This window comes from Thalassovita sp. ABM4_323 (assembly GCF_056158665.1).
This window is the reverse complement of record NZ_JBSWTS010000007.1, coordinates 1,543,351-1,566,396: the sequence shown is the minus strand read 5'-3', so window position 1 is coordinate 1,566,396 and position 23,046 is coordinate 1,543,351. Positions and strand designations below refer to the sequence as shown.

23 protein-coding genes, 1 tRNA gene and 1 pseudogene are annotated in these 23,046 nt (G+C 60.4%); 9 read left to right on the top strand and 16 right to left on the bottom strand.

Annotation, left to right across the window (positions count from 1 at the left end):
• Positions 1–35: 35 nt before the first annotated feature.
• The gene (locus ACXADQ_RS10200; RefSeq protein WP_475319801.1) at positions 36–1,928 is read left to right on the top strand and encodes an ABC transporter ATP-binding protein; all 1,893 of its coding nucleotides are present in this window, start codon (positions 36–38) and stop codon (positions 1,926–1,928) included.
• Here the strand turns inward: ACXADQ_RS10200 and ACXADQ_RS10195 are convergent.
• Positions 1,864–2,472, bottom strand: a pseudogene (locus ACXADQ_RS10195) (glycosyltransferase); the annotation flags it as partial. The gene ACXADQ_RS10200 and the pseudogene ACXADQ_RS10195 overlap by 65 nt on opposite strands.
• A gap of 68 nt (positions 2,473–2,540) precedes the next feature.
• Between ACXADQ_RS10195 and ygfZ the strand changes: the two are divergent.
• Positions 2,541–3,278 (top strand): CAF17-like 4Fe-4S cluster assembly/insertion protein YgfZ, encoded by a 738-nt coding sequence (gene ygfZ / locus ACXADQ_RS10190; protein ID WP_475319798.1) that lies wholly within the window; start codon positions 2,541–2,543, stop codon positions 3,276–3,278.
• A 92-nt stretch (positions 3,279–3,370) separates the two neighbouring features.
• Here ygfZ and efp read toward each other — a convergent pair whose 3' ends face one another.
• Positions 3,371–3,934, bottom strand: coding sequence for an elongation factor P (efp, locus tag ACXADQ_RS10185; protein ID WP_475319795.1), 564 nt, complete (start codon positions 3,932–3,934; stop codon positions 3,371–3,373).
• Positions 3,935–4,150: 216 nt separating this feature from the next.
• Here efp and ACXADQ_RS10180 point away from each other — a divergent pair, with 216 nt between their 5' ends.
• Both ACXADQ_RS10180 and ACXADQ_RS10175 read left to right on the top strand, forming a co-directional pair.
• The gene (locus tag ACXADQ_RS10180) at positions 4,151–4,471 is read left to right on the top strand and encodes a DUF6280 family protein (RefSeq protein WP_420568247.1); all 321 of its coding nucleotides are present in this window, start codon (positions 4,151–4,153) and stop codon (positions 4,469–4,471) included.
• 115 nt (positions 4,472–4,586) lie between these two features.
• The gene (locus ACXADQ_RS10175) at positions 4,587–6,044 is read left to right on the top strand and encodes a cobyric acid synthase (RefSeq protein WP_475319789.1); all 1,458 of its coding nucleotides are present in this window, start codon (positions 4,587–4,589) and stop codon (positions 6,042–6,044) included.
• Here ACXADQ_RS10175 and ACXADQ_RS10170 read toward each other — a convergent pair.
• From ACXADQ_RS10170 to murA, 8 genes are all read right to left on the bottom strand, one after another.
• Complete coding sequence (locus ACXADQ_RS10170; protein ID WP_475319787.1) at positions 6,029–6,937, bottom strand: hypothetical protein; 909 nt, start codon at positions 6,935–6,937, stop codon at positions 6,029–6,031. The genes ACXADQ_RS10175 and ACXADQ_RS10170 overlap by 16 nt on opposite strands.
• 72 nt (positions 6,938–7,009) lie before the next feature.
• The gene (locus ACXADQ_RS10165) at positions 7,010–8,437 is read right to left on the bottom strand and encodes a TolC family outer membrane protein (RefSeq protein ID WP_475319783.1); all 1,428 of its coding nucleotides are present in this window, start codon (positions 8,435–8,437) and stop codon (positions 7,010–7,012) included.
• Between the two features lie 88 nt (positions 8,438–8,525).
• Positions 8,526–9,179, bottom strand: a complete 654-nt coding sequence (locus ACXADQ_RS10160; RefSeq protein ID WP_475319780.1) for a protein-L-isoaspartate O-methyltransferase family protein — start codon at positions 9,177–9,179, stop codon at positions 8,526–8,528.
• A gap of 203 nt (positions 9,180–9,382) precedes the next feature.
• Entirely contained in the window at positions 9,383–9,841 is a 459-nt protein-coding gene (locus ACXADQ_RS10155) for an arsenate-mycothiol transferase ArsC (protein ID WP_475319777.1), read from the bottom strand.
• 4 nt (positions 9,842–9,845) lie between these two features.
• A complete protein-coding gene (locus tag ACXADQ_RS10150; RefSeq protein WP_475319774.1) occupies positions 9,846–10,325 on the bottom strand; it encodes a UPF0262 family protein in 480 nt (159 codons plus the stop codon).
• Between the two features lie 11 nt (positions 10,326–10,336).
• Positions 10,337–11,638 carry a histidinol dehydrogenase gene (gene hisD / locus ACXADQ_RS10145; RefSeq protein WP_475319769.1) on the bottom strand — a complete coding sequence of 434 codons (1,302 nt, stop codon included), beginning with the start codon at positions 11,636–11,638 and terminating at the stop codon, positions 10,337–10,339.
• Between the two features lie 189 nt (positions 11,639–11,827).
• Positions 11,828–12,301: a DUF2948 family protein gene (locus ACXADQ_RS10140; RefSeq protein ID WP_475319766.1), complete on the bottom strand. Its 474-nt coding sequence runs from the start codon at positions 12,299–12,301 to the stop codon at positions 11,828–11,830.
• Positions 12,298–13,566 carry a UDP-N-acetylglucosamine 1-carboxyvinyltransferase gene (murA, locus tag ACXADQ_RS10135; RefSeq protein WP_475319764.1) on the bottom strand — a complete coding sequence of 423 codons (1,269 nt, stop codon included), beginning with the start codon at positions 13,564–13,566 and terminating at the stop codon, positions 12,298–12,300. Before murA ends, ACXADQ_RS10140 begins: the two co-directional genes overlap by 4 nt.
• Before the next feature lie 266 nt (positions 13,567–13,832).
• Between murA and ACXADQ_RS10130 the strand changes: the two genes are divergently transcribed.
• Positions 13,833–13,907, top strand: a tRNA-Thr gene (locus ACXADQ_RS10130).
• Positions 13,908–14,060: 153 nt separating this feature from the next.
• Here ACXADQ_RS10130 and ACXADQ_RS10125 read toward each other — a convergent pair.
• The 6 genes from ACXADQ_RS10125 to ACXADQ_RS10100 are packed head-to-tail and all read right to left on the bottom strand — an operon-like array spanning position 14,061 to position 19,685.
• Positions 14,061–14,600, bottom strand: a complete 540-nt coding sequence (locus ACXADQ_RS10125) for a dTDP-4-dehydrorhamnose 3,5-epimerase family protein (RefSeq protein ID WP_475319762.1) — start codon at positions 14,598–14,600, stop codon at positions 14,061–14,063.
• A complete protein-coding gene (locus tag ACXADQ_RS10120; RefSeq protein ID WP_475319760.1) occupies positions 14,600–15,478 on the bottom strand; it encodes an NAD-dependent epimerase/dehydratase family protein in 879 nt (292 codons plus the stop codon). Before ACXADQ_RS10120 ends, ACXADQ_RS10125 begins: the two co-directional genes overlap by 1 nt.
• A complete protein-coding gene (gene rfbG / locus ACXADQ_RS10115) occupies positions 15,475–16,566 on the bottom strand; it encodes a CDP-glucose 4,6-dehydratase (RefSeq protein ID WP_475319758.1) in 1,092 nt (363 codons plus the stop codon). Before rfbG ends, ACXADQ_RS10120 begins: the two co-directional genes overlap by 4 nt.
• Positions 16,567–16,572: 6 nt before the next feature.
• Positions 16,573–17,352, bottom strand: coding sequence for a glucose-1-phosphate cytidylyltransferase (rfbF, locus tag ACXADQ_RS10110; protein ID WP_475319756.1), 780 nt, complete (start codon positions 17,350–17,352; stop codon positions 16,573–16,575).
• Positions 17,349–18,674: a lipopolysaccharide biosynthesis protein RfbH gene (rfbH, locus tag ACXADQ_RS10105; RefSeq protein WP_475319755.1), complete on the bottom strand. Its 1,326-nt coding sequence runs from the start codon at positions 18,672–18,674 to the stop codon at positions 17,349–17,351. Before rfbH ends, rfbF begins: the two co-directional genes overlap by 4 nt.
• Positions 18,675–18,689: 15 nt before the next feature.
• Positions 18,690–19,685 (bottom strand): glycosyltransferase, encoded by a 996-nt coding sequence (locus ACXADQ_RS10100; RefSeq protein ID WP_475319753.1) that lies wholly within the window; start codon positions 19,683–19,685, stop codon positions 18,690–18,692.
• Between the two features lie 37 nt (positions 19,686–19,722).
• Between ACXADQ_RS10100 and ACXADQ_RS10095 the strand changes: the two genes are divergently transcribed.
• From ACXADQ_RS10095 to ACXADQ_RS10080, 4 genes are all read left to right on the top strand, one after another.
• The gene (locus tag ACXADQ_RS10095; protein ID WP_475319751.1) at positions 19,723–21,153 is read left to right on the top strand and encodes an MFS transporter; all 1,431 of its coding nucleotides are present in this window, start codon (positions 19,723–19,725) and stop codon (positions 21,151–21,153) included.
• Positions 21,146–21,889 carry a response regulator transcription factor gene (locus ACXADQ_RS10090; protein WP_475319749.1) on the top strand — a complete coding sequence of 248 codons (744 nt, stop codon included), beginning with the start codon at positions 21,146–21,148 and terminating at the stop codon, positions 21,887–21,889. Before ACXADQ_RS10095 ends, ACXADQ_RS10090 begins: the two co-directional genes overlap by 8 nt.
• A 213-nt stretch (positions 21,890–22,102) precedes the next feature.
• Positions 22,103–22,363 carry a hypothetical protein gene (locus ACXADQ_RS10085; RefSeq protein WP_475319747.1) on the top strand — a complete coding sequence of 87 codons (261 nt, stop codon included), beginning with the start codon at positions 22,103–22,105 and terminating at the stop codon, positions 22,361–22,363.
• 96 nt (positions 22,364–22,459) lie between these two features.
• Positions 22,460–23,044, top strand: coding sequence for a hypothetical protein (locus ACXADQ_RS10080; protein WP_475319745.1), 585 nt, complete (start codon positions 22,460–22,462; stop codon positions 23,042–23,044).
• Positions 23,045–23,046 lie beyond the last annotated feature (2 nt).

Below are 23,046 nucleotides of genomic sequence, written 5' to 3'. Positions count from 1 at the left end.
GGGCATCGCGCCCGCCTATCGCCGAAAGGGCCCCCATGGCCGAGACGCCGACACCGAACACTTCCTCGGGATACCTGCTGCGCTGGTTGTGGCGCAATTACCTGCACAAACACCTGTGGCTGCTGATCGCCGCCGTCCTGTTCATGGCGACCGAGGGCGCGATGCTGGGCGCGCTCAGCTATATGATGAACCCGATGTTCGACCAGATTTTCGTGGCGGGTGACTATGGCGCGATCTGGTGGGTCAGCTTTGCCTTTTTCGGCATTTTCTGTGTACGCGCCATCGCGACGATGGGGCAAAAGGGCCTGTTGGCGCTGATTTCGCAACGCTCGGCAGCGGATATGCGGACTTCACTTCTGGATCACCTGATGCGGCTGGATGGGAAATTCCATCAGACCCACCCGCCCGGTTTTCTGATCCAGCGCGTCCAAAGCGATGTCGAAAGCGTGAACCAGGTCTGGAACGCGGTGATCACGGGGGCGGGGCGGGATTTCATCTCGTTGATCATCCTGATGGGCGTCGCCATCTCGGTGGATTGGCAATGGACGCTGGTCGCCTGTATCGCGACCCCGCTGATGGTGGCCCCTGCCGCAGCCATGCAGAAATTCGTGCGACGCCGCGCCCGCGAGGCCCGTGATTCCGGCGCAAAACTGTCCACCCGTCTGGACGAGGTGTTCCACGGGCTGATCCCGGTGAAACTGAACCGTTTGGAAGAGTACCAATCCAGCCGCTACCGGGCGCTGACCCAAAAGCTGATCAAGGCCGAAGTCCGCGCCGTTCTGGGCGCGGCTTCCATGCCTGCGCTGATTGATGTGATGGCCGGGATCGGCTTTATGGGCGTGCTGATCTTTGGCGGCCGCGAGATCATCGCCGGCGAGAAAACCATCGGTGAGTTCATGTCGTTCTTCACCGCTATTGGCTTTGCGTTCCAGCCGCTGCGCCGCCTTGGCTCGGTCTCGGGCGTCTGGCAAAACGCCGCCGCTGCGATCGAACGGATCAAAGAGCTGCTGGACGAACAGCCCACGCTGGTGTCCCCGGCGCAACCGCGCCCCGCGCCTGCGGGTGTCCCCGAGGTGCGGCTGGAAAACGTACAGCTGTCCTATGGCGATACCAAGGTCTTGCAGGGGGCCACGCTGGTCGCGCCTGCGGGCAAGACAACGGCCCTGGTTGGCGCCTCGGGTGCGGGGAAATCCACCGTGTTCAACCTGCTGACCCGGCTGGTGGATCCGCAATTGGGCAAGGTCATGGTTGGTGGAACCGAGGCCAAAGACCTGAGCCTGCCTGACCTGCGCGGGCTGTTCTCGGTTGTCTCGCAAGATGCGGCGCTGTTTGACGAAACCCTGCGGGAAAACATCCTGCTGGGACGCAAAGACGTGCCGATGGACAAACTGCATGCGGTACTGAAATCCGCCCATGTGCAGGATTTCCTGCCCAAGCTTTCAAGCGGGCTGGATACGCCGGTTGGGCCGCGCGGCTCGTCCCTGTCTGGCGGGCAGCGTCAGCGTGTCGCCATCGCCCGTGCCCTGCTGCGCGACACGCCTGTTCTGTTGCTGGACGAGGCCACCAGCGCCCTGGATGCGCAATCGGAACGGGTGGTGCAGGACGCGCTGGACAAGCTGGCCAAGGGCCGCACCACGCTTGTCATCGCCCACCGTCTGTCCACCGTGCGCAACGCCGACAAGATCATCGTGATGGACAAGGGCCGCGTGGTTGACGAAGGCTCCCATGACGAACTGCTGACGCGTGGGGGTATCTATGCCGACCTGCACGCCCTGCAATTCAAGACCGACGGGCCGACCGCAGATAGTCTTGCGCTAGCCGCTCAGGATCAGAGCCGCAAAGGTAACGGCAAAGGGTCCAAAGGTTCCGACGCCCCCGGCGAAACCAGCCTTCTGACTCGTATCTCTCGGCGCTTGTTCGGGCGATAAGCGGCAGCTCGGTCAACTGGCCACGCAAGGCACGCGCCAACGCTACGTCCTCCATCAGGGGGATCTCAGGCACGCCCCCGACGCTGTCCAACATGGTGCGCGTCAGAACCAGGCCCTGATCGCCATACGGCAACCCAAACCGGCGCGAGCGCAGATTGGCCCAACCGGCCACCCATCGCGCGGCCCATCCCCGTGCGCGAAACCCGAGGCGGAAATACCCCGCCCGCCCCGTCTGCATATGGGTCAAAACCACCTCGGACCAGCCGGAATCCAGCACCGTATCGGCATGCAGCAACAGCACCCATTCCCCTTGCGAGGCCGCCACACCACGCCGCAGCTGCCCCCCGCGCGAGGGCGGGCCACTGACAACGATCGCCCCAACCTCGTCAGCGATCTGCAGCGACGTGTCGGTCGAGCCCCCGTCCGAAATCACCAACTCACGGATCACCCCGGCCTCCAGCCCCTCCATCAAGGCGGCCAGACAAGCGGGCAATGCCCGTTCGGCGTTCAACACCGGTATCACCACGCTAAGTGCCGCGCGCATGTTCGCATCCCCTGTTGTCCTCGCGCCTTAAGCCTATATTAAACTCAGGCGCAGGACGGGAGACTAAAATGACACGCAAGATCATCCGCATTCACGGAGCAGACGCCCAGCATTTTCTGCAAGGGCTGGTGACAAATGATGTCAGCGGCCTGTCCGATGGGCCCGTTTACGCCGGACTGCTGACGCCGCAGGGCAAGTATATGGCGGATTTTTTCCTGATTCCCGACGGCGACGACGTGTTGCTGGATATCGATGCGGCCCTGGCCGCGACGATCCTGCCCCGGCTGAACATGTACAAACTGCGCGCCGATGTCAGCCTGGACGAAACCGATCTGAAAGTCGCGCGCGGCACCGGCCAGGCCCCCGACGGCGCTGTGACGGACCCGCGCCATGACGCGATGGGTTGGCGTTTGTACGGCCAGACGGACGCGCAGGACGGCACCGATTGGGATGCTATCCGCGTGGCCCATTGCATCCCCGAAACCGGGATCGAGCTGACACCGGATACCTTTATTCTTGAGGCTGGGTTTGAACGTCTGAATGGCGTCGATTTCCGCAAGGGCTGCTATGTCGGCCAAGAGGTCACCGCCCGGATGAAGCACAAGACCGAGCTGCGCAAAGGCCTGACCCTCGTCGACATCCAGGGCAGCGCCCCCGTTGGCACCAAGATCATGGCCGGTGAAAAAGAGGCCGGGACCCTGTTCACCCAATCGGGCGGCCGCGCCATCGCCTATCTGCGTTTTGACCGCGCAAAGGGGCCGATGACAGCGGGGGACGCGACGCTTCGGTGGACCCCGCTCTCCTAAGCTGCGCCACAGCTATCGCGCATTCATCAGACAGCAAAAAGCCGGGCGATGCCCGGCTCTCCGCTCGACCTCCTCCCAAGAGATCTGTGTAATCAGGCGCGCTCGGAATATTCCATGGTCTCGGTGTTGACCACGATATCTTCGTCCTGGGCCACAAAGGGCGGTACCATCACACGCACGCCGTTGTCCAGCACCGCTGGCTTGAACGAGTTCGCAGCAGTCTGGCCTTTGACGACCGGCTCGGTCTCGACAATCTTGCAGGTCACTTTTTGCGGCAATGTGACGTTCAGCGCCTCGGTGTCATAATATTCGATGACAACGGTCATGCCGTCTTGCAGGAACGGGCGGCGATCGCCCAGCAAATCGGCGGGCAGTTCGACCTGATCAAAGGTCTCGGTGTCCATGAACACCAGCATCCCGTCGTTTTCATACAGGAATTGCTGGTCTTTCTGTTCCAGGCGCACGCGCTCGACTTTGTCGGCGCTGCGGAAGCGTTCGTTCAGCTTGGACCCGTTGCGCAGGTTCTTCATTTCGACCTGAGCAAAGGCACCGCCCTTGCCGGGCTTCACATGATCGACCTTTACCGCGACCCACAGGCCGTTGTCATGTTCCAGCACATTGCCGGGACGGATTTCGTTACCGTTGATTTTGGGCATATTGGCAAAACCTTGCTCAAAGGTTGATTGGATTCTGACCGTTCCTATATCTTGTGTCGGCCCTTGGCGCAAGAAGACGAGATTTAGGTTAAATGATGCACGAGTTATGCAAAATTTGCATGATAGCCATGCAAATAGAGCCTATCCGAATCACATTCAATCCGTCATAAGGAGCGCCACGCCAGAAAACGCAAGAGCAATAACAAAGGACGAATCATGAAAGATTTCGTTGACGGCACCGCCTTCAATAACGAGCAGGGCAACCGTGCACGTAAACTGTTTGCAGCCGTTGTGTTGGCTGCACTTGATGACGCCATCGCCGATGACAAGAAATACGGCAATGGCCCCGAACAGATCGCCCGCTGGGCCCGTTCGCGCGATGGTCGCGAAGTGCTGTCCTGCGCCGGTATCGACCCCAACGAACGTGTTGTGGGCGGGTTGATGGAGTTTGTCTCCAAAGGGGTTCGTACCTCGGTTGCGCTGTCGCGCGAAGAGAGCGAACGCCGCAATGCAGCTCAACAGGCCGAGGCCGCCTAAGGTCTCTGCCCCTTATCTGATGAAAAACGCGCTCCCTTATGGGGGCGCGTTTTCTTTTAGGCTTTTCCACCGGCAAGATGCCCCCTAGACCGGTCGCAAAGGGTTCGGAGGCAAAATGGCACGCGCGATCATGATCCAGGGGGCGGGCTCGAACGTGGGCAAGTCCATGTTCGTTGCGGGTCTGGCGCGCGCATTGGTCAATCGTGGCCTGTCTGTCCGCCCCTTTAAGCCTCAAAACATGTCCAACAATGCGGCCGTGACCAGCGATGGCGGAGAAATCGGCCGCGCCCAGGCGCTTCAGGCCCGTGCCGCACGTGTCGCACCGCATACGGACATGAACCCGGTGCTGCTCAAACCCGAATCCGAACAAGGCGCGCAGGTGATCGTCCAGGGGCAACGGGTTGGCACGCAGCAGGCTCGCGATTTCGGGCAGAACAAACCCAGCCTGATGCCCTATGTCCTGCAAAGCTTTCAGCGTCTGTGCGACCAGGCCGATATCGTGTTGGTCGAGGGCGCGGGCAGCCCGGCCGAGGTCAACCTGCGCAAGGGCGACATCGCCAACATGGGGTTTGCCCGCGCGGCGGGCGTGCCGGTGATCCTGTTGGGGGATATCGACCGGGGCGGTGTGATTGCGCAGCTGATCGGGACCGGCGCAGTGCTGGACCTCGGCGACGCCGCGATGATCCGAGGATTTGGCGTCAACAAATTCCGCGGTGACGTCAGCCTGTTCGACGACGGAATTCAATATATCGAACAGCGCAGCGGCTGGCCCTCGATCGGGGTACTGCCGTGGTTCCACGACGCTTGGAAACTGCCCGCCGAGGATGTTCTGGACATCGCCTCGGGCGGAGACGGCGCGTTCAAGGTTGCCGTTCCGCAGCTGCCACGCATCGCCAATTTCGACGATCTGGATCCTCTGTCAGCCGAGCCAGGGGTCTCGGTCCAGATCATCCAGCCCGGGCACCCCCTGCCCGGAGACGCCAACCTTGTCCTGATCCCCGGGTCGAAATCCACCATCGCGGACTTGGCCTTTTTCCGGGCCCAAGGCTGGGACATCGACCTGACAGCGCATATCCGGCGCGGCGGGTATGTCGTGGGGATTTGCGGGGGATATCAAATGCTTGGCCGCAAGATCCATGACCCCGAGGGGCTGGAGGGCGCCCCTGCCAGCGTTGATGGTCTGGGACATCTGGACATCGAAACCACGATGCAACCGCGCAAGCATCTGGCGCTGACCCCGGCGACCTATCTGCCTACGGGGGACAGATTGGAAGGTTATGAAATTCATCTGGGCGACACCACCGGGCCAGATTGCACGAATGCTTGGCTGTCCGTGCACGGCCAGCCCGCCGGCGCCGCGCGGGGGCGGGTACGCGGGTGCTATTTGCACGGGCTGTTCAGCGCGGACGGATTCCGCAGGGCGGTGTTGGCGGAAATGGGTGGCACGGCTGGGATCAGTTACGAGCACATGGTCGAGGAAACGCTGGACGCGCTTGCACATCACATGGAGCAGCACCTGGACATAGATCGATTGATCGCGCTGGCGTCAGAACCGGATTATTCCAGTTCCTGACTGGTCAGGGCGCGGTGGATCTCGCGGCGCACCAGATTGCGGACATTCCGAGTAATCCGCTCGCCCAGCTTGCCCTGCAATTCCTGATGGACGATTTCGACGACCAGCGCCCGCAACGCCTCTTCATCAACCACGAAATCCTGCCCGTCATAGGGTTCCTCGTTGATGTCCTCGACAACCGGTTCCGCCGCCATTTCAGGCACCGGATCGGGTTCGGGGATCTCGGGCTGGAATTCGGCCTGAACCTCGGCGTCAACCTCGGGCTCATCAACCGAAGCCTCTTCTTCGTCCAGATCAGACCCTGCGTCAGGTTCGCTCGCCGTTTCCGGTTCAGCAGCATTTTCGTCGGGAACGCTGAACTTGTGGCGCAGGAACGGCATCGCCGCCACAGTATCCGCGCCAGACATGTCCTCTTCGACCAACTCGGCCATCTGGGCCTCTTCGATCTCAGGGTCAGGCTCGGATTCGTCTTCGCTCCAGTTCAGACTGTCGACAGCCCCACCGGCGTTGGCGCTGCCCTCTTCTCCGTCTTGTTCCCACTGACCACCGGTGTCCGAGATCACGGCCTCCAGTTCGGCAATGCGGGCTTCGAGATTTCGCTTGGCGCTGTCGTCAACGTCCAGATCCGCGAGTTCGTGACCTTCGACCAGTTCGGGTTCAGGCAAGTCGGTTTCGGTCGAATCATCTTCGTCGACCAGATCTGCAGTATCGGCCGAAACCATTTCCTCGGGGGCCTCGGTTTCCATCACGCGCAGCGCAGGGGTCAGCACCAACCGATCCGACGCCGCAGGCGTGGACGGTGCAACCACATCCGGGCGTTCGTCCTCTGCCACGAGCCGACGAATAGAGGACAGAACATCCTCGATATCTGCGTTGGTTACAGGATCTGACATGCCAATTTCCACTCAACCTCGGGGATCATTCTACCCCCGAGGGCGTTTTCGCTCAACCGATGGCGAAAAGTTTTATTTCTTTCCCAAACCCTGCAGCACGCGATCCAGCTGACGGCCTTGCTTGCTGAGACCCGCCGGCGCATTTTTCACCTGGTTGTAATAGGCGGCTTCGTCATAGCGCTGCACCTTTAGCTTCAGGTGCTCGGCCGTCAGAAGCCCCATGTTCGACAGCAACGAATAGGCCGCAACATATTCGTTGTTGCGGGCCGAGATCAGGTTGGATTGCGCACTCAGCAATTCCTGTTCCGCGTTCAATACGTCCAAGGTTGTGCGTGCGCCCAGCGTCGCCTCTTCCCGGACGCCACGGAAGGCGACAGTTGCGGCGCGCACCTGGCGATCATAGGCCTCGCGCGCGGATCCGGCCACGCGCAACGTGGAAAAGGCCGTGCCGACCTCGCGTTCAACGGTCTGCGTAGCCACCAGCAATTCGGCGCGCTTGGCGTCGCGATTCGCGATGGCCTGACGCAATAGCGCCGACAGCTTGCCGCCCGAATAGATCGGCGCCGATGCATCCAAAGACAACGAGAACGCACGGGTATGCGCGGGGCTGTCAAAGGTCTCTTCCAGGCTGATTCCACTGTTCAGCGACACGGACGGGCCGAAGGACGCGCGGGTGATTTCGATGGCCAGCTCGGCCGCGGTTACCTCGTGCTGCACCTTCTTGATATCGGGGTGATTGCGCACGGCAATCGCCTTGGCCTCGGAAATGGTCTTGGCGGTGGCGGGCACCAAAGGCGGCGGCGTCAGGCGCCCCGGATTGCGACCAACGGCAGCCTTGAAATACAGCTGCGCGCTGACCAGATCGCCCTGGGCCTGCGCCAATTGACTGCGCGCCGACGCTAGGCGGGCTTCTGCTTGGGCAACGTCGGTGCGTGTCACCTCACCGACTTCGAACCTGTCCTTGGCCGCGCGCAGTTCCTCAGAGATCACCCGCACGTTGTTTTCGCGCAAAGCCACAGTTTCCGAGTTGCTACGAACGCTCATATAGGCGTCGACCGCCTGCAACAGGATGCCTTGCTCGACCCCGATCAGAGCTGCTCGGGTGGCCAGAACCGCCTCTTTCTTGGCTTCGACGGTCATCTTGGTTTTGCCGCCATCCCACAGGATCTGTTCCAGCCCGAGCCCTGTGCTGACGCTGACTTCGTCCCCAATGGAGGTGCGCAACGTTCCAAAGCTGTTGTAACCCCGGTTGCGCGCCCGTGCATATTGCACCTGCCCGGTCCATCCGATGACAGGGCGTAGATCGGCCAGCGCCACCGCAACATCTTCGTCTGCAGCCCGCAAGACCGCGCGATATTGCGTCAGCAGACCCGAGTTGTTGTAGGCCGCAGCCAGCGCATCCGCCAGGCTTTCGGCCGAGGCCGCCACCGGAGCCGACACAGCCATCACCAGGGCCACAGTGCCCGCTGTCATCTGTTTCCGCAGTCTCATGATCCCCATGTATCGCTCCTGCTTTTGGCCAATCGGCCTCTACCCCAAAACGAAAAACCGCGCCCGGTGTGATCGGGCGCGGCCTGAAACTTTACGCTTACAGCGTGAAGGCCCGGTGCCGTTCAAACCCCGGCAACACAGGTGCCGCCGCATTGAAAGCAAAACGCCAGTGCATTTCACCATCAATCTTATATCCTATACGGACGGTGCCCAGTTCTCCGTCGGCGAAAATCGCGGCAATGCGACCGCCCTCTTTCAACTGGTCCAAAATAGCGCCGGGCAGATGCTCGACAGCGCCTTGCAGAATGATCACATCATAGGGACCATGGTCCTGGGCCCCTTCGGCCAACGAGCCGGTCTGCAGGATAACGTTGTCCGCGCCGGCCTCTGACAGGGCAGATTGGGCGTCCCCGGACAGCGCTTCGTCTTCTTCAACGGCGACCACGGCCGCAGCCATATGCGCGATCACGGCCGAGGAATACCCAAGCCCGCATCCCAGATCCATCACCAGGTCGTCGGCTTGCACATCCAACGCATCCAGCATCTTGGCCAGTGTACGGGCCTCGAGTACGACGCGCGCGCCGCCCAGGCTGATGTTGTCGCCCACATAGGCGGCCTCGACTTTGTCCGCAGGCACGAAATCTTCGCGCGGGACTGTCAAAAGGGCTTGGATGATCGGGAACTTGGTCACATCCGAAGGACGAACCTGGGTGTCAACCATCATGGTGCGGCGGTCTGCGTAATTGGTCATGTGCTAAACTCGTTCGTTCAAATTCTTGTCCGCAGTATTGTCACATTCCTCAGCGGGCGGCAACGGCTATGCGCACAAGCACCTGCGGCGTCGTGGCCCTGCGGTGCACCATTGTTCATCCAAGCCCAGAGCGCCGCGACATTTGGCCCGGATCTTGGGCCAATGGAAACCCTGTCAGAATGGCATGCGACGAGTGTTTTTACCTATGCCTCGAGCGCAGGGCCCCAGCGTTGGATCAGCTTGTCGATGATCTCGTCCCGGGCCTTGCGATAGGAATCCAGGCGTGCCTCGCGGCCCTCGCCCTGCCCCGAAGGATCAAAGATCGGCCAATATTCCACATCCAGATGAAACACGCGGGTCAATTGGCAGGCCGTTTCGCGACTGGTCGGTGTCAGCGCCACGATCAGATCAAACGAGGACAGCGTGTCGCCCCATTCCTCCAGCTCGTCAAAGCCCCGGGACCGATGGCGCGACAGCTCGACCCCCAATTCCTGACAAACGGCGATTGCAAATCCGTCGATCTCGAGATCGCCCTTGACCCCAACCGATTGCACATAGGTTCCGGTGCCATAAAACTTTTTCATGATCCCCTCGGCCATGGGCGAGCGAACCGAATTGTGATCACAACAAAACAAAACAGACTGAGGCAGAGCTTCGACCACGACCCTAGCCTCCAAAATGCAATACGCAGATCAGGGTGAACAGTCGGCGGGCCGTATCATTGTCGATCTCTGCCTTGCCCTCCAGCCGTTCGGTCAGAATACGCGCCCCTTCGTTGTGAATGCCACGCCGGGCCATGTCGATGGTCTCGATCTGGCTGGGCGGCAGGTTTTTCACCGCATCGAAATAGCTTTCGCAGATGGCCCAGTAATCTTTGACCACCTGACGGAACGGGGACAGGCTCAGGTGGAATTCCACTGCCTTTTCCTCGGCTTCGGTCAGGATATCAAAAACAAGCCGCTTTTCCTTGATCGACAGACCCACGCGATACGGGCCTTCGGGCACCGCCCGATCATCCCGTTTGGGCAGATCAAACGAGTTCTCCTCAAGCAGATCAAACATCGCCACCTTGCGTTCCTGCTCGATCTCGGGCGTCGGCGGCGGCAAGTTGCGATCGTCAAGTTCGATATGGCTGATATGGGACATCTGGGTCGTCCTTACTCGTTCAAATGGTTCAATCGGGCGCGAACGGACAGGCCGTGCGCCTCCAGGCTTTCTGAAATTGCCAAGGTTTCCGCAGCCGGGCCAATGGCGCGCAGCGCCGCAGGGGTCATTTTGGCCAGGGTTGTGCGCTTGACGAAGTCCATCACGCTCAGACCTGATGAAAAACGCGCCGATCGCGCCGTGGGCAGCACGTGGTTTGGCCCCCCGACATAGTCGCCAATCGCCTCGGGCGTCCAATGCCCCAGGAAAATCGCGCCTGCATGGGTGATCTTCTCGGCCAAAGCATCGGGATCCGCCACGCAGAGCTCCAAATGTTCAGGGGCCACGCGATTGGACAGGGCCGCAGCCTGATCCAGATCGTCGACCAGAACCACCGCCCCATAGTCACGCCAGCTGGCCCCGGCGATCTGGCGCCGTTCCAGCGTCTGCAAGTGACGCTCGATGGCCACCTCAACCGCCTTGGCCATGGCAGGGCTGTCGGTAATCAAAATCGCCTGCGCACTTTCGTCATGTTCGGCCTGGCTCAGCATGTCCAGCGCGATCCAGTCAGGATCATTGTCGCCATCCGCAATCACCAGAATTTCCGAGGGCCCGGCGATCATGTCGATCCCCACCTTGCCGAACACCCGCCGCTTGGCCGCCGCCACAAAGGCATTGCCCGGCCCGGTGATCTTGTCCACGGGCGCGATGCTTTCAGTGCCATACGCCAGCGCCGCCACGGCCTGAGCGCCCCCAATCCGATAGACTTCATCCACCCCGGCCAGACGTGCCGCCAGCAACACCAGCGGATTCGCCACCCCATCCGGCGTGGGCACCACAATGGCCAATCGCTCAACCCCAGCCACCTTGGCCGGAATTGCGTTCATCAATACGGACGACGGATACGAGGCCAACCCGCCCGGCACATACAGCCCCGCCGCCGACACCGGCGTCCAGCGCCAGCCCAGCTCGGCCCCGCTGTCATCCGTCCAATAGGCATCCTCAGGAATCTGACGCTCGTGATAGGCACGGATACGCTCCGCCGCCAATTCCAGCGCCGCACGCTCATGCGCCGGCACCTCGGCCACCAGCGCTTCAATCTCGGCCTCCGAAAACCGCAGGCCCTCCGGCGTCAGCTCCAAGCGATCAAACTTAGCCGTCAGTTCCAAGACCGCCGCATCCCCGCGCGCCCGCACATCGGCAATGATTTCGGCCACGATATGATCCACATCAGGGCTGTCTTCGCGCTTGGCCCCCAACAGGGCTTGAAAAGAAGCTTCGAAATCAGAATCAGCGGCGTTCAGAAATACGGGCATGGTCTCTCCGGGCAGTTCAACCCGACATATCCGCCAATGCCCCTATCCTCAAGCCCGCTTCTTTGCTCGGCCAATACTCTGGGGAGTGAAAAGCCCACTCGAACCGAGTGGGCTTGAGAGGGGCAACGCCCCTCTGAACATACAAAACCTGCGCGGGCGCAGCCCGCTCCACCGGATCAAGGGCGCAGATCAATCGTCCTTGTGCCCCGGTACCGCCCCCGAGGGCGCGCGATACGGGCGGGTGACATCCTTCAGCACCACTTCCAGCGCCTCGACCTCCAGCCGAAGCGCCCCGTCGCCCGCCAGCGTCAGCTCCAGAACACCCGAGGGCGCTTCGCCCTCGCTCCATCCCAGCGACAGCACGGACAGAATTGTATCCGCATCCCCACGCGGCACCCCTTGCGAGGCAACCTTGAGCACGTTTTCAAACGCCAGCACCGATTGCACCCGTTCGGCCCCATGACGCTCGCGGCCTTTGTCTTCCCACCGAAACCGGTTCAGCAGCAAAACAAAGCGGCGTTCCTTGGCCAGCCAGCGCATTTCCGAGGCCGGAAACACCGCATCCTGCACCAAGGCCGAAATCACCTTCAGGTCGTCCCCATCCAGCGCGCCCAGGTTCAGCGGGGCCTCGCGGCCGTCCTCGAAACGTGCGTCTTCGGTCATTGTCCCTGTACCCGCTCTATCTTGGCGCCCACATTGCCCAACTTTTCTTCGACCCGCTCGTAACCGCGATCCAGGTGGTACACACGGTTCACGATGGTCTCGCCCTCAGCGGCCAGCCCAGCCAGAATCAATGACACCGAGGCCCGCAAATCCGTCGCCATCACCGGCGCGCCTTTCAGCCGCTCAACGCCCGTCACGGTGGCCGTGCCACCATGCACGTCAATCACAGCCCCCATACGGGTCAGTTCGGGCGCGTGCATAAAGCGGTTCTCAAAGATCTTCTCTTCCAGAACCGATGTGCCGTCAGCCGTGCACAGCAGCGCCATCATCTGCGCCTGCAAATCGGTGGGAAAGCCGGGGAACGGTTCGGTGGTCACGTCCACAGCCTTCACACGCGCGCCACGGTTCTTGACGACCAAACCCTCGGGCGTTTCTGTCACCCCGATCCCCGCCGCGTCCAGTTTTTCCACGAACGAGCGCACCAGATCCAGGCGCCCGCCCTCCAGCAGCACCTCGCCGCCGCAGATGGCCGGCGCCAGCATATAGGTGCCCAGCTCGATCCGATCGGTGACCACGGGATGCGTCGCGCCGCCCAGACGGTCCACGCCCTGAATGGTGATGGTACTGGTGCCGTCGCCGTCGATCTGGGCGCCCATGCCGCGCAGGCAATCGGCCAGATCGACAATCTCGGGCTCGCGCGCGGCGTTCTTGATCACCGTGGTGCCCTTGGCCAGCGTCGAGGCCATCAGGATGTTTTCCGTCGCCCCGACCGAGGCAAAGGCCAGCTCGATCACCGCGCCCTTCAGCCCGTTCGGGGCCTTGGCGTGCAGGTATCCCTCGCGCAGCTCGATTTCAGCGCCCAGTTTTTCCAGGCCAAAGATGTGCAAGTCCATCGGCCGCGCACCAATCGCACAGCCCCCGGGCAGCGACACTTCGGCATGGCCCGTGCGCGCCAACAGCGGCCCCAGCACCAGATTCGAGGCCCGCATCTTGCGCACGATCTCGTAATCCGCGTGGCTCGAGGTCAGGTCATGGCTGGACATCGCCAGCACCTTGCCCGCCTGCAGGCTGGTTACCTCGGCGCCCAGCGATTGCAGCAACAGGCTCATGGTCTTGATGTCGCTCAGACGCGGCGCGTTGGTCAGCGTCAACGGCTCGTCACTCAGCAACGTCGCGGGCATCAGCGTCAGGCAGGCGTTTTTCGCCCCGGCAATCGGAATGCTGCCGTTCAGCGGGCCATTGCCCGTCACAATAATCGAATCCATCAGTCCTGCCCTTCGTTTTTCTGATCAGCCGCACTGCGCGCACGCGCCTGCGCCTTACGTCGGCCCATATTGGCCTTTAGCGCCGCCTTCAACCTGTCCTCGCGAGAGGTAGGTTTTTTCGGTTGTTTCTTGCCAGGTGTTTTCTGCTCCATGCGCCTGTTCTACATGAGGTAAAAAAAACCGTCCAGATGGGCTTGCGCAGCAATTCATTTAGGGCTAATCAGCGCTCCACGGTCGGACGGGCAACACCGGACGACACGAACGGCGCTGCTGTAGCTCAGAGGTAGAGCACTCCCTTGGTAAGGGAGAGGTCGAGAGTTCAATTCTCTCCAGCAGCACCATATCACATTTTTTGTAAGAATATCTCCGGATACCTTAATGGTAAGGTGGTTCTTGGTGCTCCGCACGCACCGTCCGGCGCACCGCAGCCCTCTGCATCAAGCAAGCGCGACGCGAATCTTCAGCGTATCTGTCATGCTATCGGGCGCTGTACCCTAGACCTGCTGAAACCGGACCTGCGACAGGGGGGGATGTTTCAGATCCCGCTCAGAGATTATCGGGCTCTTTACCGGCCAGGCGTGATCGATCGAGGACCACAGAACGCCCATGTCGCTGGCAGGGGCGTGTTCGCTGTCGGTGACATAATTCATGGTACAGTCATCTGTCAGCGCCAGGAACCCATGTGCAACGCCGCGCGCGGCGAAAACGACGGTGCAGGTGTCCCCGGCCGACATCTCGACCGCACAGACCTTGCCAAACCCGTCGCCGGGCCGCAGGTCGACCAGCACGTCATGCGCCCGGCCCTGACTGATCGAAACGACCTTATCGTGATCATGCGGCGGTGACTGGAAATGCATCCCACGCAGCACGTTGCGGTCAGAAATCGTGGTGAAGGCTTCTTGCGCCTGAAAATCGGGGGCGACCTGACGGATCAGGCTGCTGTTCAGGGTCTTGAAAAACCCGCCGCGCGCGTCGCGAAACATTGGCACGTCAATCGTATAGCACCCTGGCAAGGCAAGCTCGGTCCATTGCATCAGCTTTCCCCTTTGAAAATAGCGGTCAACCCGTCGCGCAGCGCCACTTGCGGCGTCCAGCCGGGCACGGTCGGGATCGAGCGGTTCAGCGCCTTGGGCGCATCCACGGGTGTTGCCGGCTGGAAACTGACCTCCAGTCCGGGGGCGATGTCATCGCGGATCAGTTCGACCAGCTGGCGTACGGGCATTTCGTCGCCCGATTTCACCGCGTAGGTCTGCAGGCCAGCCTGCGCGCGTTCGGCGGTCAGCGTTGCGGCCCGCATGATCGCTCGGCTGACATCATCGGCATGAGTGATATTGATCGGCTGCAACCCGGCCGAAGCCTTGAATGGCAGCCCTTCGACCCAATGGCGCCGTAACGAGGGGATCAGCTTGGGCCGGGTATCACCTGGACCATAGGTGTCAAAGAACACCAGCTCGGTCCCCGCAGCATCATGCTTGGACAGGTAATGCGTCAGCACCTCTAGCGAGGCGGTTTTCAGTGCCGCGTACAGATTGGCCGCCGCGCGCTCACCAGCAGGATCATACTGCCAAGCACTGCTGGCGGTGACCACGGAATGCCCCCCGGCCAGAAAATAGCCGTCATAGACCAGGGTTGAAAACCCAACTGTCCCCGACACCAGCGGGGCTAGATCGGCAGGCCCGTGGCGCGACACGAAATGCGCGGCCAGATGCACCAGAACAGGGTTTTCCAACGGCGCCAAAACCGCTGCGATCCGGGCGCTGTCACCGTCGTGCGGAGTTTCCTGCCCGTCCACCACGACGCAATCGCGGCGGATCTCGGAAAAGGCGAGGCCTTCGCGTATCATATATTGGCGCAGGTGATTGCCCAGAAACCCCGATCCGCCCGTCAACACGATATGGGGCCTGTCGGTCATCCTGCACCGTGCCCCAACAAGGCGACATAGTCATCCAACTGCTGACGGGTCAGCTGCCGCACATTTTCGGGCGCATCGTAATAGGCCTGATACCAGGCAACAGTCCACTCAATGGTCCGGTCGAAGCCCAACCCGGTTTTCCAGCCCAATTGGCTGCGCGCCGCGTCGGAATCGATCGCCAGCGTCTGTGCTTCTTTGAAGGTCTGCGCGGCCGGGTTGATCTGCAGGTCGGTGGCGCCCTGCCACGTCCGGTCGGCAATCGTCACGACTTCGCCTACGGTATGCACGTCGCCCGCGCGCGGGCCAAAGTTCCAAGGACGGGCGTTGGCACGGTCGGTCGCCACGGCCTCCGCACAGATCAGATAGCCGTTCAGCGGCTCCAGCACGTGTTGCCAGGGGCGTGTCGCGTGGGGGCTGCGGATCACCACCGGATCACCGGCCGAAAAACCGCGCATCAGGTCGGGCACCAACCGGTCGGCGCTCCAGTCGCCGCCCCCCACCACGTTACCCGCCCGGACCGACGCCAGGCGCGCCGTGCCGTCCTCTGCAAAAAAGGATGCACGGTACGAGGTGCAGACGATCTCGGTTCCGGCCTTCGAGGCACTATAGGGGTCCTTACCGCCCAGCGGATCGGTTTCTATGAAACTACGCCCGGTGCCCAGGTTCTCATAGCATTTGTCCGAGGACACGACGATCACGGGAATATCCCCGCAGTGCAACCGGACAGCGTTCAGCAGATGCGCCGTGCCCATCACGTTTGTCGCAAAAGTACTCACCGGATCGTCATAGCCTATCGAGACAATCGGCTGGGCAGCCATGTGCAGCACCACGTCGGGGCGCGCGGCTTGGATCGCCTCGGTCAGAACTGCCGCCTCGCGGATGTCGCCGATCTGGTGATGGCTGATCCGGGCGTCCAGACCCAGTTCGTTGAACAGCGAGGGCCGCGTGTCAGGAGCCAGCGAAAACCCGTGCACCTGCGCCCCCAGGGACAGCAGCATTTCGCACATCCACGCCCCCTTGAATCCGGTATGGCCGGTCAGGAAAACGCGGGTACCACGCCAGAAACTAGGATTGGGCAGAGCAGTCATCGGCGCTTACTTCGCCCAGACGGCCCAAGGCGCCTTGTCCTCGGCCCACAGGTCTTCCAGGTGGATCTTGTCGCGCAGCGTGTCCATCGGCTGCCAGAACCCATCGTGGTGATAGGCGACAAGCTGGCCGTCCTGGGCCAGCGACACCAGCGGTTCCTTCTCCAGCACCGTTTCGGGGCCTGCGATCCGGTTGATCACCTCGGGTTTCAGCACGAAGAAACCGGCGTTCACGCGATACTGGTCCGAGGCGATTTTCTCGCGGAAACCGCGCACGCAGTTTTCGCCATCAATCTCCAGCACGCCGAAACGGCCCGGAGGCGTCACGGCCGTGACCGTCGCCTCTTTGCCATGCGCCTTGTGGAATGCGATCAGCTTGGCGATGTCCACATCCCCCACACCGTCGCCATAAGTCAGCAGGAAATCCTCGCCCGGATCCAGATAATCGGCCGCGGCGCGCACGCGCCCGCCCGTCATGCTGTCCGCACCGGTTTCCACGATTGTGATCTTCCAATCCTCGCTGCGCTTGCGGTGCATCACGACAGACCCTTCGCTGAGGTCCACGGTGATGTCCGATTGCTGCAGGCCGTAGTTCACGAAATACTCGCGGATCATCTCGCCCTTGTAGCCAACACAGATGATGAAATCCTTGATCCCGTGGTGCGAGTAGATCTTCATGATGTGCCACAGCATCGGGTAGCCGCCGACCTCGACCAGAGGTTTGGGGCGGACCGAGGTTTCCTCGGCCAGACGGGTGCCCAGACCACCCGCAAGGATCATGGCTTTCATTGCATCAGTTCCTTCATAGTGGTCGCGATCTGCGTGGCGATATAGTCGATATGCTGCTCGGTCAGGCCCGGCCAGACGCCGACCCAGAAGGCATCGTTCATCAGCTTGTCGGTGTTTTCCAGGCTACTGGCGACGCGATAGTCCACGTGTTTGAACGCAGGCTGCTTGATCAGATTGCCCGCAAACAGAAGGCGGGTGCCGACCTTGCGTTCCTCCAGCTTGCGGGTCAGGTCCCGGCGGCTGACGCCGACACCGTCGCGCAGGGTCAGCAGGTAGCCGAACCAAGACGGATCCGAGCCAGGCGTTGCATGCGGCAGATGCATGTATTCTTCCATGCCTGCGGCGCGCAGTTTCTGTTCCAGCAGGGCAAAGTTCTGGCGGCGGCGTTCAACGAACCCACCCAGTTTCTTCAGCTGGCTCAGCCCGATCGAGGCCTGAAAGTCCGAGGACTTCATGTTGTAGCCGACATGCGAGTAGATGTATTTGTGGTCGTACCCCTCAGGCAGTTCGCCCAGTTGCCAGTCAAACCGCTTCCCACAGGTGTCTTCCTTGCCCGGCGCGCAGTAACAATCGCGGCCCCAGTCACGGAAGCTTTCGACAATGCGCATCAGGCGCAGGCTGTCGGTCATGATCGCGCCGCCTTCGCCGGTGGTGATGTGGTGCGCGGGGTAGAAGCTGAGCGTTGCCAGATCGCCGAAGGTGCCTACATTCTGTCCGTTGAACTTGGCACCGAACGCGTCGCAACAATCCTCGATCAGATATAGGTCATGCTGTTTGCAGAATGCGGCAATCGTGGCCACATCGAACGGGTTGCCCAGCGAATGGGCGATCATCACGGCGCGGGTCTTGTCGGACAGCGCGGCCTCAAGCAGACCGACATCCACGTTATGGGTTTCCAGGTCCACGTCGATGAACACCGGGATACAGCCGTTCTGAACAATCGGAGCCACAGTGGTGGGGAAGCCAGCAGCGACGGTGATTACCTCGGACCCCGGTTCAATCCGTTTGCGGCCCAGGCGCGGCGAAGTCAGCGAGGTAAAGGCCAGCAGGTTGGCAGACGAGCCCGACACGGTCATGCGCGACAGTTTCGTGCCAAAAACACGGGGCAGCTCGGCCTCGAAATCGTCCATGAAACGCCCGGCCGTCAGCCACATGTCCAACGAGGCATGAATGACCTGCGCGCAATCCTCGGCATCCAGGACCTTGCCGGTAGGCGGTATGTAGGTTTCCCCCGGCACAAAAGCCTTGGGTTGCAGATGGTCGTCGAAATAGGTCTTTGCCATCTCGACTATTTTTTCGCGCGCGAGCAATTCATCTGCCATTCGACATGTCCTTGATTAATCTTCCAAGCCTTCGTTGCGCCGGGCCTGTCGCTCTATGCGGCGCCGCGACGTCATCTTGCGAAGCTTGTTAAAGTGAGAAAGCGCCGCGGTAAACCGTGCCCAGGACGTAAATGCCCGCGCTATGGCTGAAATACCGTCATCCAGCAACGAAAGCTGATAGTCACTTGCCTCCAGGCAGTTTTCCAGCTCGCGGATCAGGGCGGTTTCCTGTGGGGCGGCGTGTCGGGTGTCCTCCAACCGTTGCTTGTAGGTGTCGATCATGCGTATCACGACCTTGCGCAGTTCTGCCCGTGCGGCCTTGGGGTCCTTCGAGGTGGATTTAGACAGGCTGGCCCCGTAGCGATAGTAGACCAGCGGCTTCTCGACGTAGGCAATTCGGTCCAGCAGGCGCGCCCGGTAGCAGAACACAAGGTCATCAAAGGTCCGCTCGTATCGGATCGGGCCGAACAGGCGCATCAGGTCGGGATGCCAGGCACAGGCCGCCCCGATCGCCAACCCGCGAGAGCGCGCATAGCCCTTCAGATCCAGCCTTGCCAGGGCCTCTTTCTGCGAAAAGATATTCTTGGTTGTCGTGCCATCCTCGAGCATCTTGTAAGCGTCCGAATGCACCAACAGAGGGCGGTCATGACGGAAGGCCTCGTACAGCTCGGCCGTGCGTTCGGGCAGCGACACGTCATCGCCCGGATTGTAGACGATCATTGCGCCCTGACACAGGTCGAACACCTGGTTCACATGACCGATGAAACCTCGGTTTTCGCTGTTGCGGTTCAAGCGGATAGTGTGCGGGCCCTCGTATTCCTGAGCCAGGCGTTGCATCACTTCGAACGTATCGTCATCCGAACAATTGTCCGACAGGATGATTTCCAACGGCGAATAGGTTTGGGCAAATCCCGCTCGGATGGTGGTTTCGATCAGATCCGACTGGTTGAAGCCAAAGATGATCAGGGAAACAAGCTCGTTCTCGCTTGGCTGGGTCTGGTCAACTGACATGGGGGATCCGTCCTGAAAGCTTAGAAAAACGCCGGAAATGAATGCCTCACAGGTAGCGTATCACCCCCATCAAGGCAATCGCCCTTCAGGCCCCAACGAGCATGACCATCCGCGCCGTCGCCAGACCGAACATGCCCAACATTCAAACCGCGCCATTCAGGGGCTGATCATCTGTGAATCCCGGAGGATCTTACCGCTATCTCCATGCACCCCGCATCAGCTTGGCGACAAAAGGAGAGAAATCAAGGTTCGCGCGGGGATTCACATGTCGGTCCAATTGCGGTGTCAAAGGGCCCCGGAGGACCGTCCCGTTTTGAAGATTGCGACTAGACGCCAATATTTTACGTTGCTGGCCGCCGTGTTCATATGCACCATCGGATACGGAGTTTCTTTTCCTCTACTGGCCATATCTCTTGAGCGAATGAATGTGTCTGCAGGCCTTATCGGACTGAACGCAGCGATGCCCGCTCTGGGATGGCTGTTTGCCTCAATCATCCTGCCCCGGTTGCACCAACGGTTCTCCCTGAAGCAAATTCTGATTGGATTCATCCTGACCTCGATGGTCGGCCTGATCGGACTGTGGGGCTTGCAGCACTATAACACCTGGTTGTGGGCCCGCCTGTTGTTTGGTGGTGGTATCGGAATGTTTTTCAGAACAGTCGAATTCTGGATCAACGCGCATGGAGATCACAGCAGCCGCGGGCAGATGCTGGGCGGATACTCAGCCTGTTTCATTCTTGGGATCATGATCGGAAGCATCCTGCAACCCGAATTGGGGAACGAGGGTTTGCTGCCGTTTTCGGTGATCTTTGGGTCCCTGGTTCTGACCTTGATCATGGCGGTTTCGCTCGACCTGACTTTGCCCAAACGGCAAAGGCAAACGTCCCAGAATACGCCCGCACTTGGCCGGGTATTCGCTGTCGCCCCGGTCGCATTGGCAGGGGTGCAGGTCTATGGATTTTTCGAAGATGTTCCCGCCTACCTCTTGTCGGTCTACGCACTTAAGGTTGGTTTCGCCGAAGATGTCGCCGCCTATACGCTTTCGGCTGTGGCCATGGGGATTTTGCTCTTTTCGGTACCATTGGGGTGGTTGTCAGATCGACTGGGGCGAATGACCATTCTGATTGCCGGCTCTTTTGTGGGTTTGTCCGGGGCGGTTCTCATCCCCATCATGGTCAGGAATGCCACGCTTTTCCTCGTGTTTCTTGTCATCTGGGGCGGCGCCATCGGCAGCATCTATTCCGTGAGCCAGGCCAGTATCGGGGACAAGTTCAATGACCAGGACCTCATCTCGACCAATGCCTCGTTCGGTATCATCTATGGCGCAGCCGCGCTGGTCGGCCCGCTGGCAAACGGACTGGCCATGCAGCTATGGGAGCCCAACGGTCTAATGCTGTCCAGCGCGCTGACCTTTGGTTTGTTCCTGTTGGCCATCATACCGCTTCACCGGAAAATGGCGCATGAATGACCACCTTCTGACGCTGGCAGAACGTCTGAGATCTGCCCCGGATTCCAAGATGTTCTGGGATCTTTGCCACAACGAGCTGGAACAGCAGGGTGTCTCCAGCATTCTGTATGGCGTGGTCCCGTTTGCAGAAGAGGCAAAGTTAAAGGGCACGACCGCCGCAGGGTTCTTTAAAACCACGCATTGTCGGGAATGGATCGAAACGATTGGTGAAAACCAGTTGCTCGACGACGAGTTGACCACCGAAATTCTGGTCGAACGGCCAAGCGCGGTCCTTTGGCACGACGAGAGCCAATGGGAAAATGCCACGCAGGGCCAAAAGGAACAAAACCAAATCGAATTGGATCTTGGGCTGAATGTCGGCATTTCCTTCAGCCTCGCCTTTTATGATACGGATGTTGTGGCCTCTGGGATTGGGCTGAACATGCCTGGGATCTCTGCCAAAGGTTTCACGGATTTCTGGCGCGCCACCCAAGATCACATCACCATGGTTTGCACCATGCTGGACAACGGGATGCGTAACCAACACGGCAACCTGATGGTCGGGCTAACTGCGCGTGAAAGAGATATCCTAACCTATCTGGCGATCGGGATGCAGCGTGAAGCCGTGGCCTATCGGCTGAAGATTTCAGCCAAGACGCTGGATCACCATATCCGATCGGCCAAACAAAAGCTGGAGGCAGGAACCACGGCCCACGCTGTCGCCAAGGCTTTGGTGATGGGGGTCATTCGCCCCTGAGATCCGGGCCGGACCACCTCGAGTTGAAATTTTCTGCTTGTTCCTGGGCCGACAACAATAGCGGGCAAGCGCTTTGAACATCCTCTCCGGTCCGAAAATGCGGCCCCGCCAGAACGAGCGAAAGATCACTTGGGGTCAACTGGGGATTATTCCCCAATTGTGGCGTCTGGTGCCCCGGTGTTCATGCTGTTGTGAACCCTGAAGGAGACCAGCATGAAGCTAAGTATTTTCGTTTTCGCCGCGGTGCTTGCCGCATCCGCGGCCAGTGCAGGCCAAATCGGTTCGGGCGACGTCAAATCCGTTAAGGACAATGGAATAATCGCAGGAAACCCCAGCTGGACCATCACCTGCGCCTCGGGTTGGGGCGTGGTCATCCGCAAGAACGGAAAATGGACCGACAGTTCTGGCTACAGCTATTCGGATCGCACCTGGTCTCTTTCGCTCAGAGATTTCGCACGCAAGATGTGCGGCTAGGACTTATCAGCACCAACATAGGGGCGGGCACCATTGGTGCACTGCCCAATGTATCCCCACAACGACCAACCACAGCAACTGCCCAAGGAAAGAAAAATGACCCTTCTTCAAACCGATCGCACCCTTGCCGGAGTTTTCCACAGGTTCATTTTCCCGGTTCTCGCCTTGTTACTTGTGGTTCTCGTTTCTGGCTGTGGTTCCAGCTCGGGATCAGCCTCGCGGCCCATGGGACCCCAAGAGGGCGTTTTCGTTTCGGATTCGATCAAGCTTGAAGGGGGTGTCATGCGCGGCAACAGCCTGGACGTTTGGGTGGGCTCGGGCGCGGACAGAAAGGGAACCGTCGTTCATCAGATTTCCGCGCGCGTTGACCCCTCGAAACTGAAACTGCGCAGGTTCAAGGAAGACAAGACACTCGTGCTGACAGTCGCCAGACGTTTTCTTGTGAAATATGACGTTTCAGGGGATTACATGGTGACCCGTCGTTTGCCCAAATCCGCCTACTGGGATGGGGTCGAAACAATTACGGTGTCCGCAGCCACCAACTGGGAAGGTAGCACACAGGCAGTCGTGCCCGACGTTCTTCTTGGGCGCAGCGCAAATGTTCTTGGTCTCGAGGGCTCTATGGTCGGAAAATCCATCGACAGCACCGTCACGGTTCAGTCCGTCCAGATTGCGAAATAGGC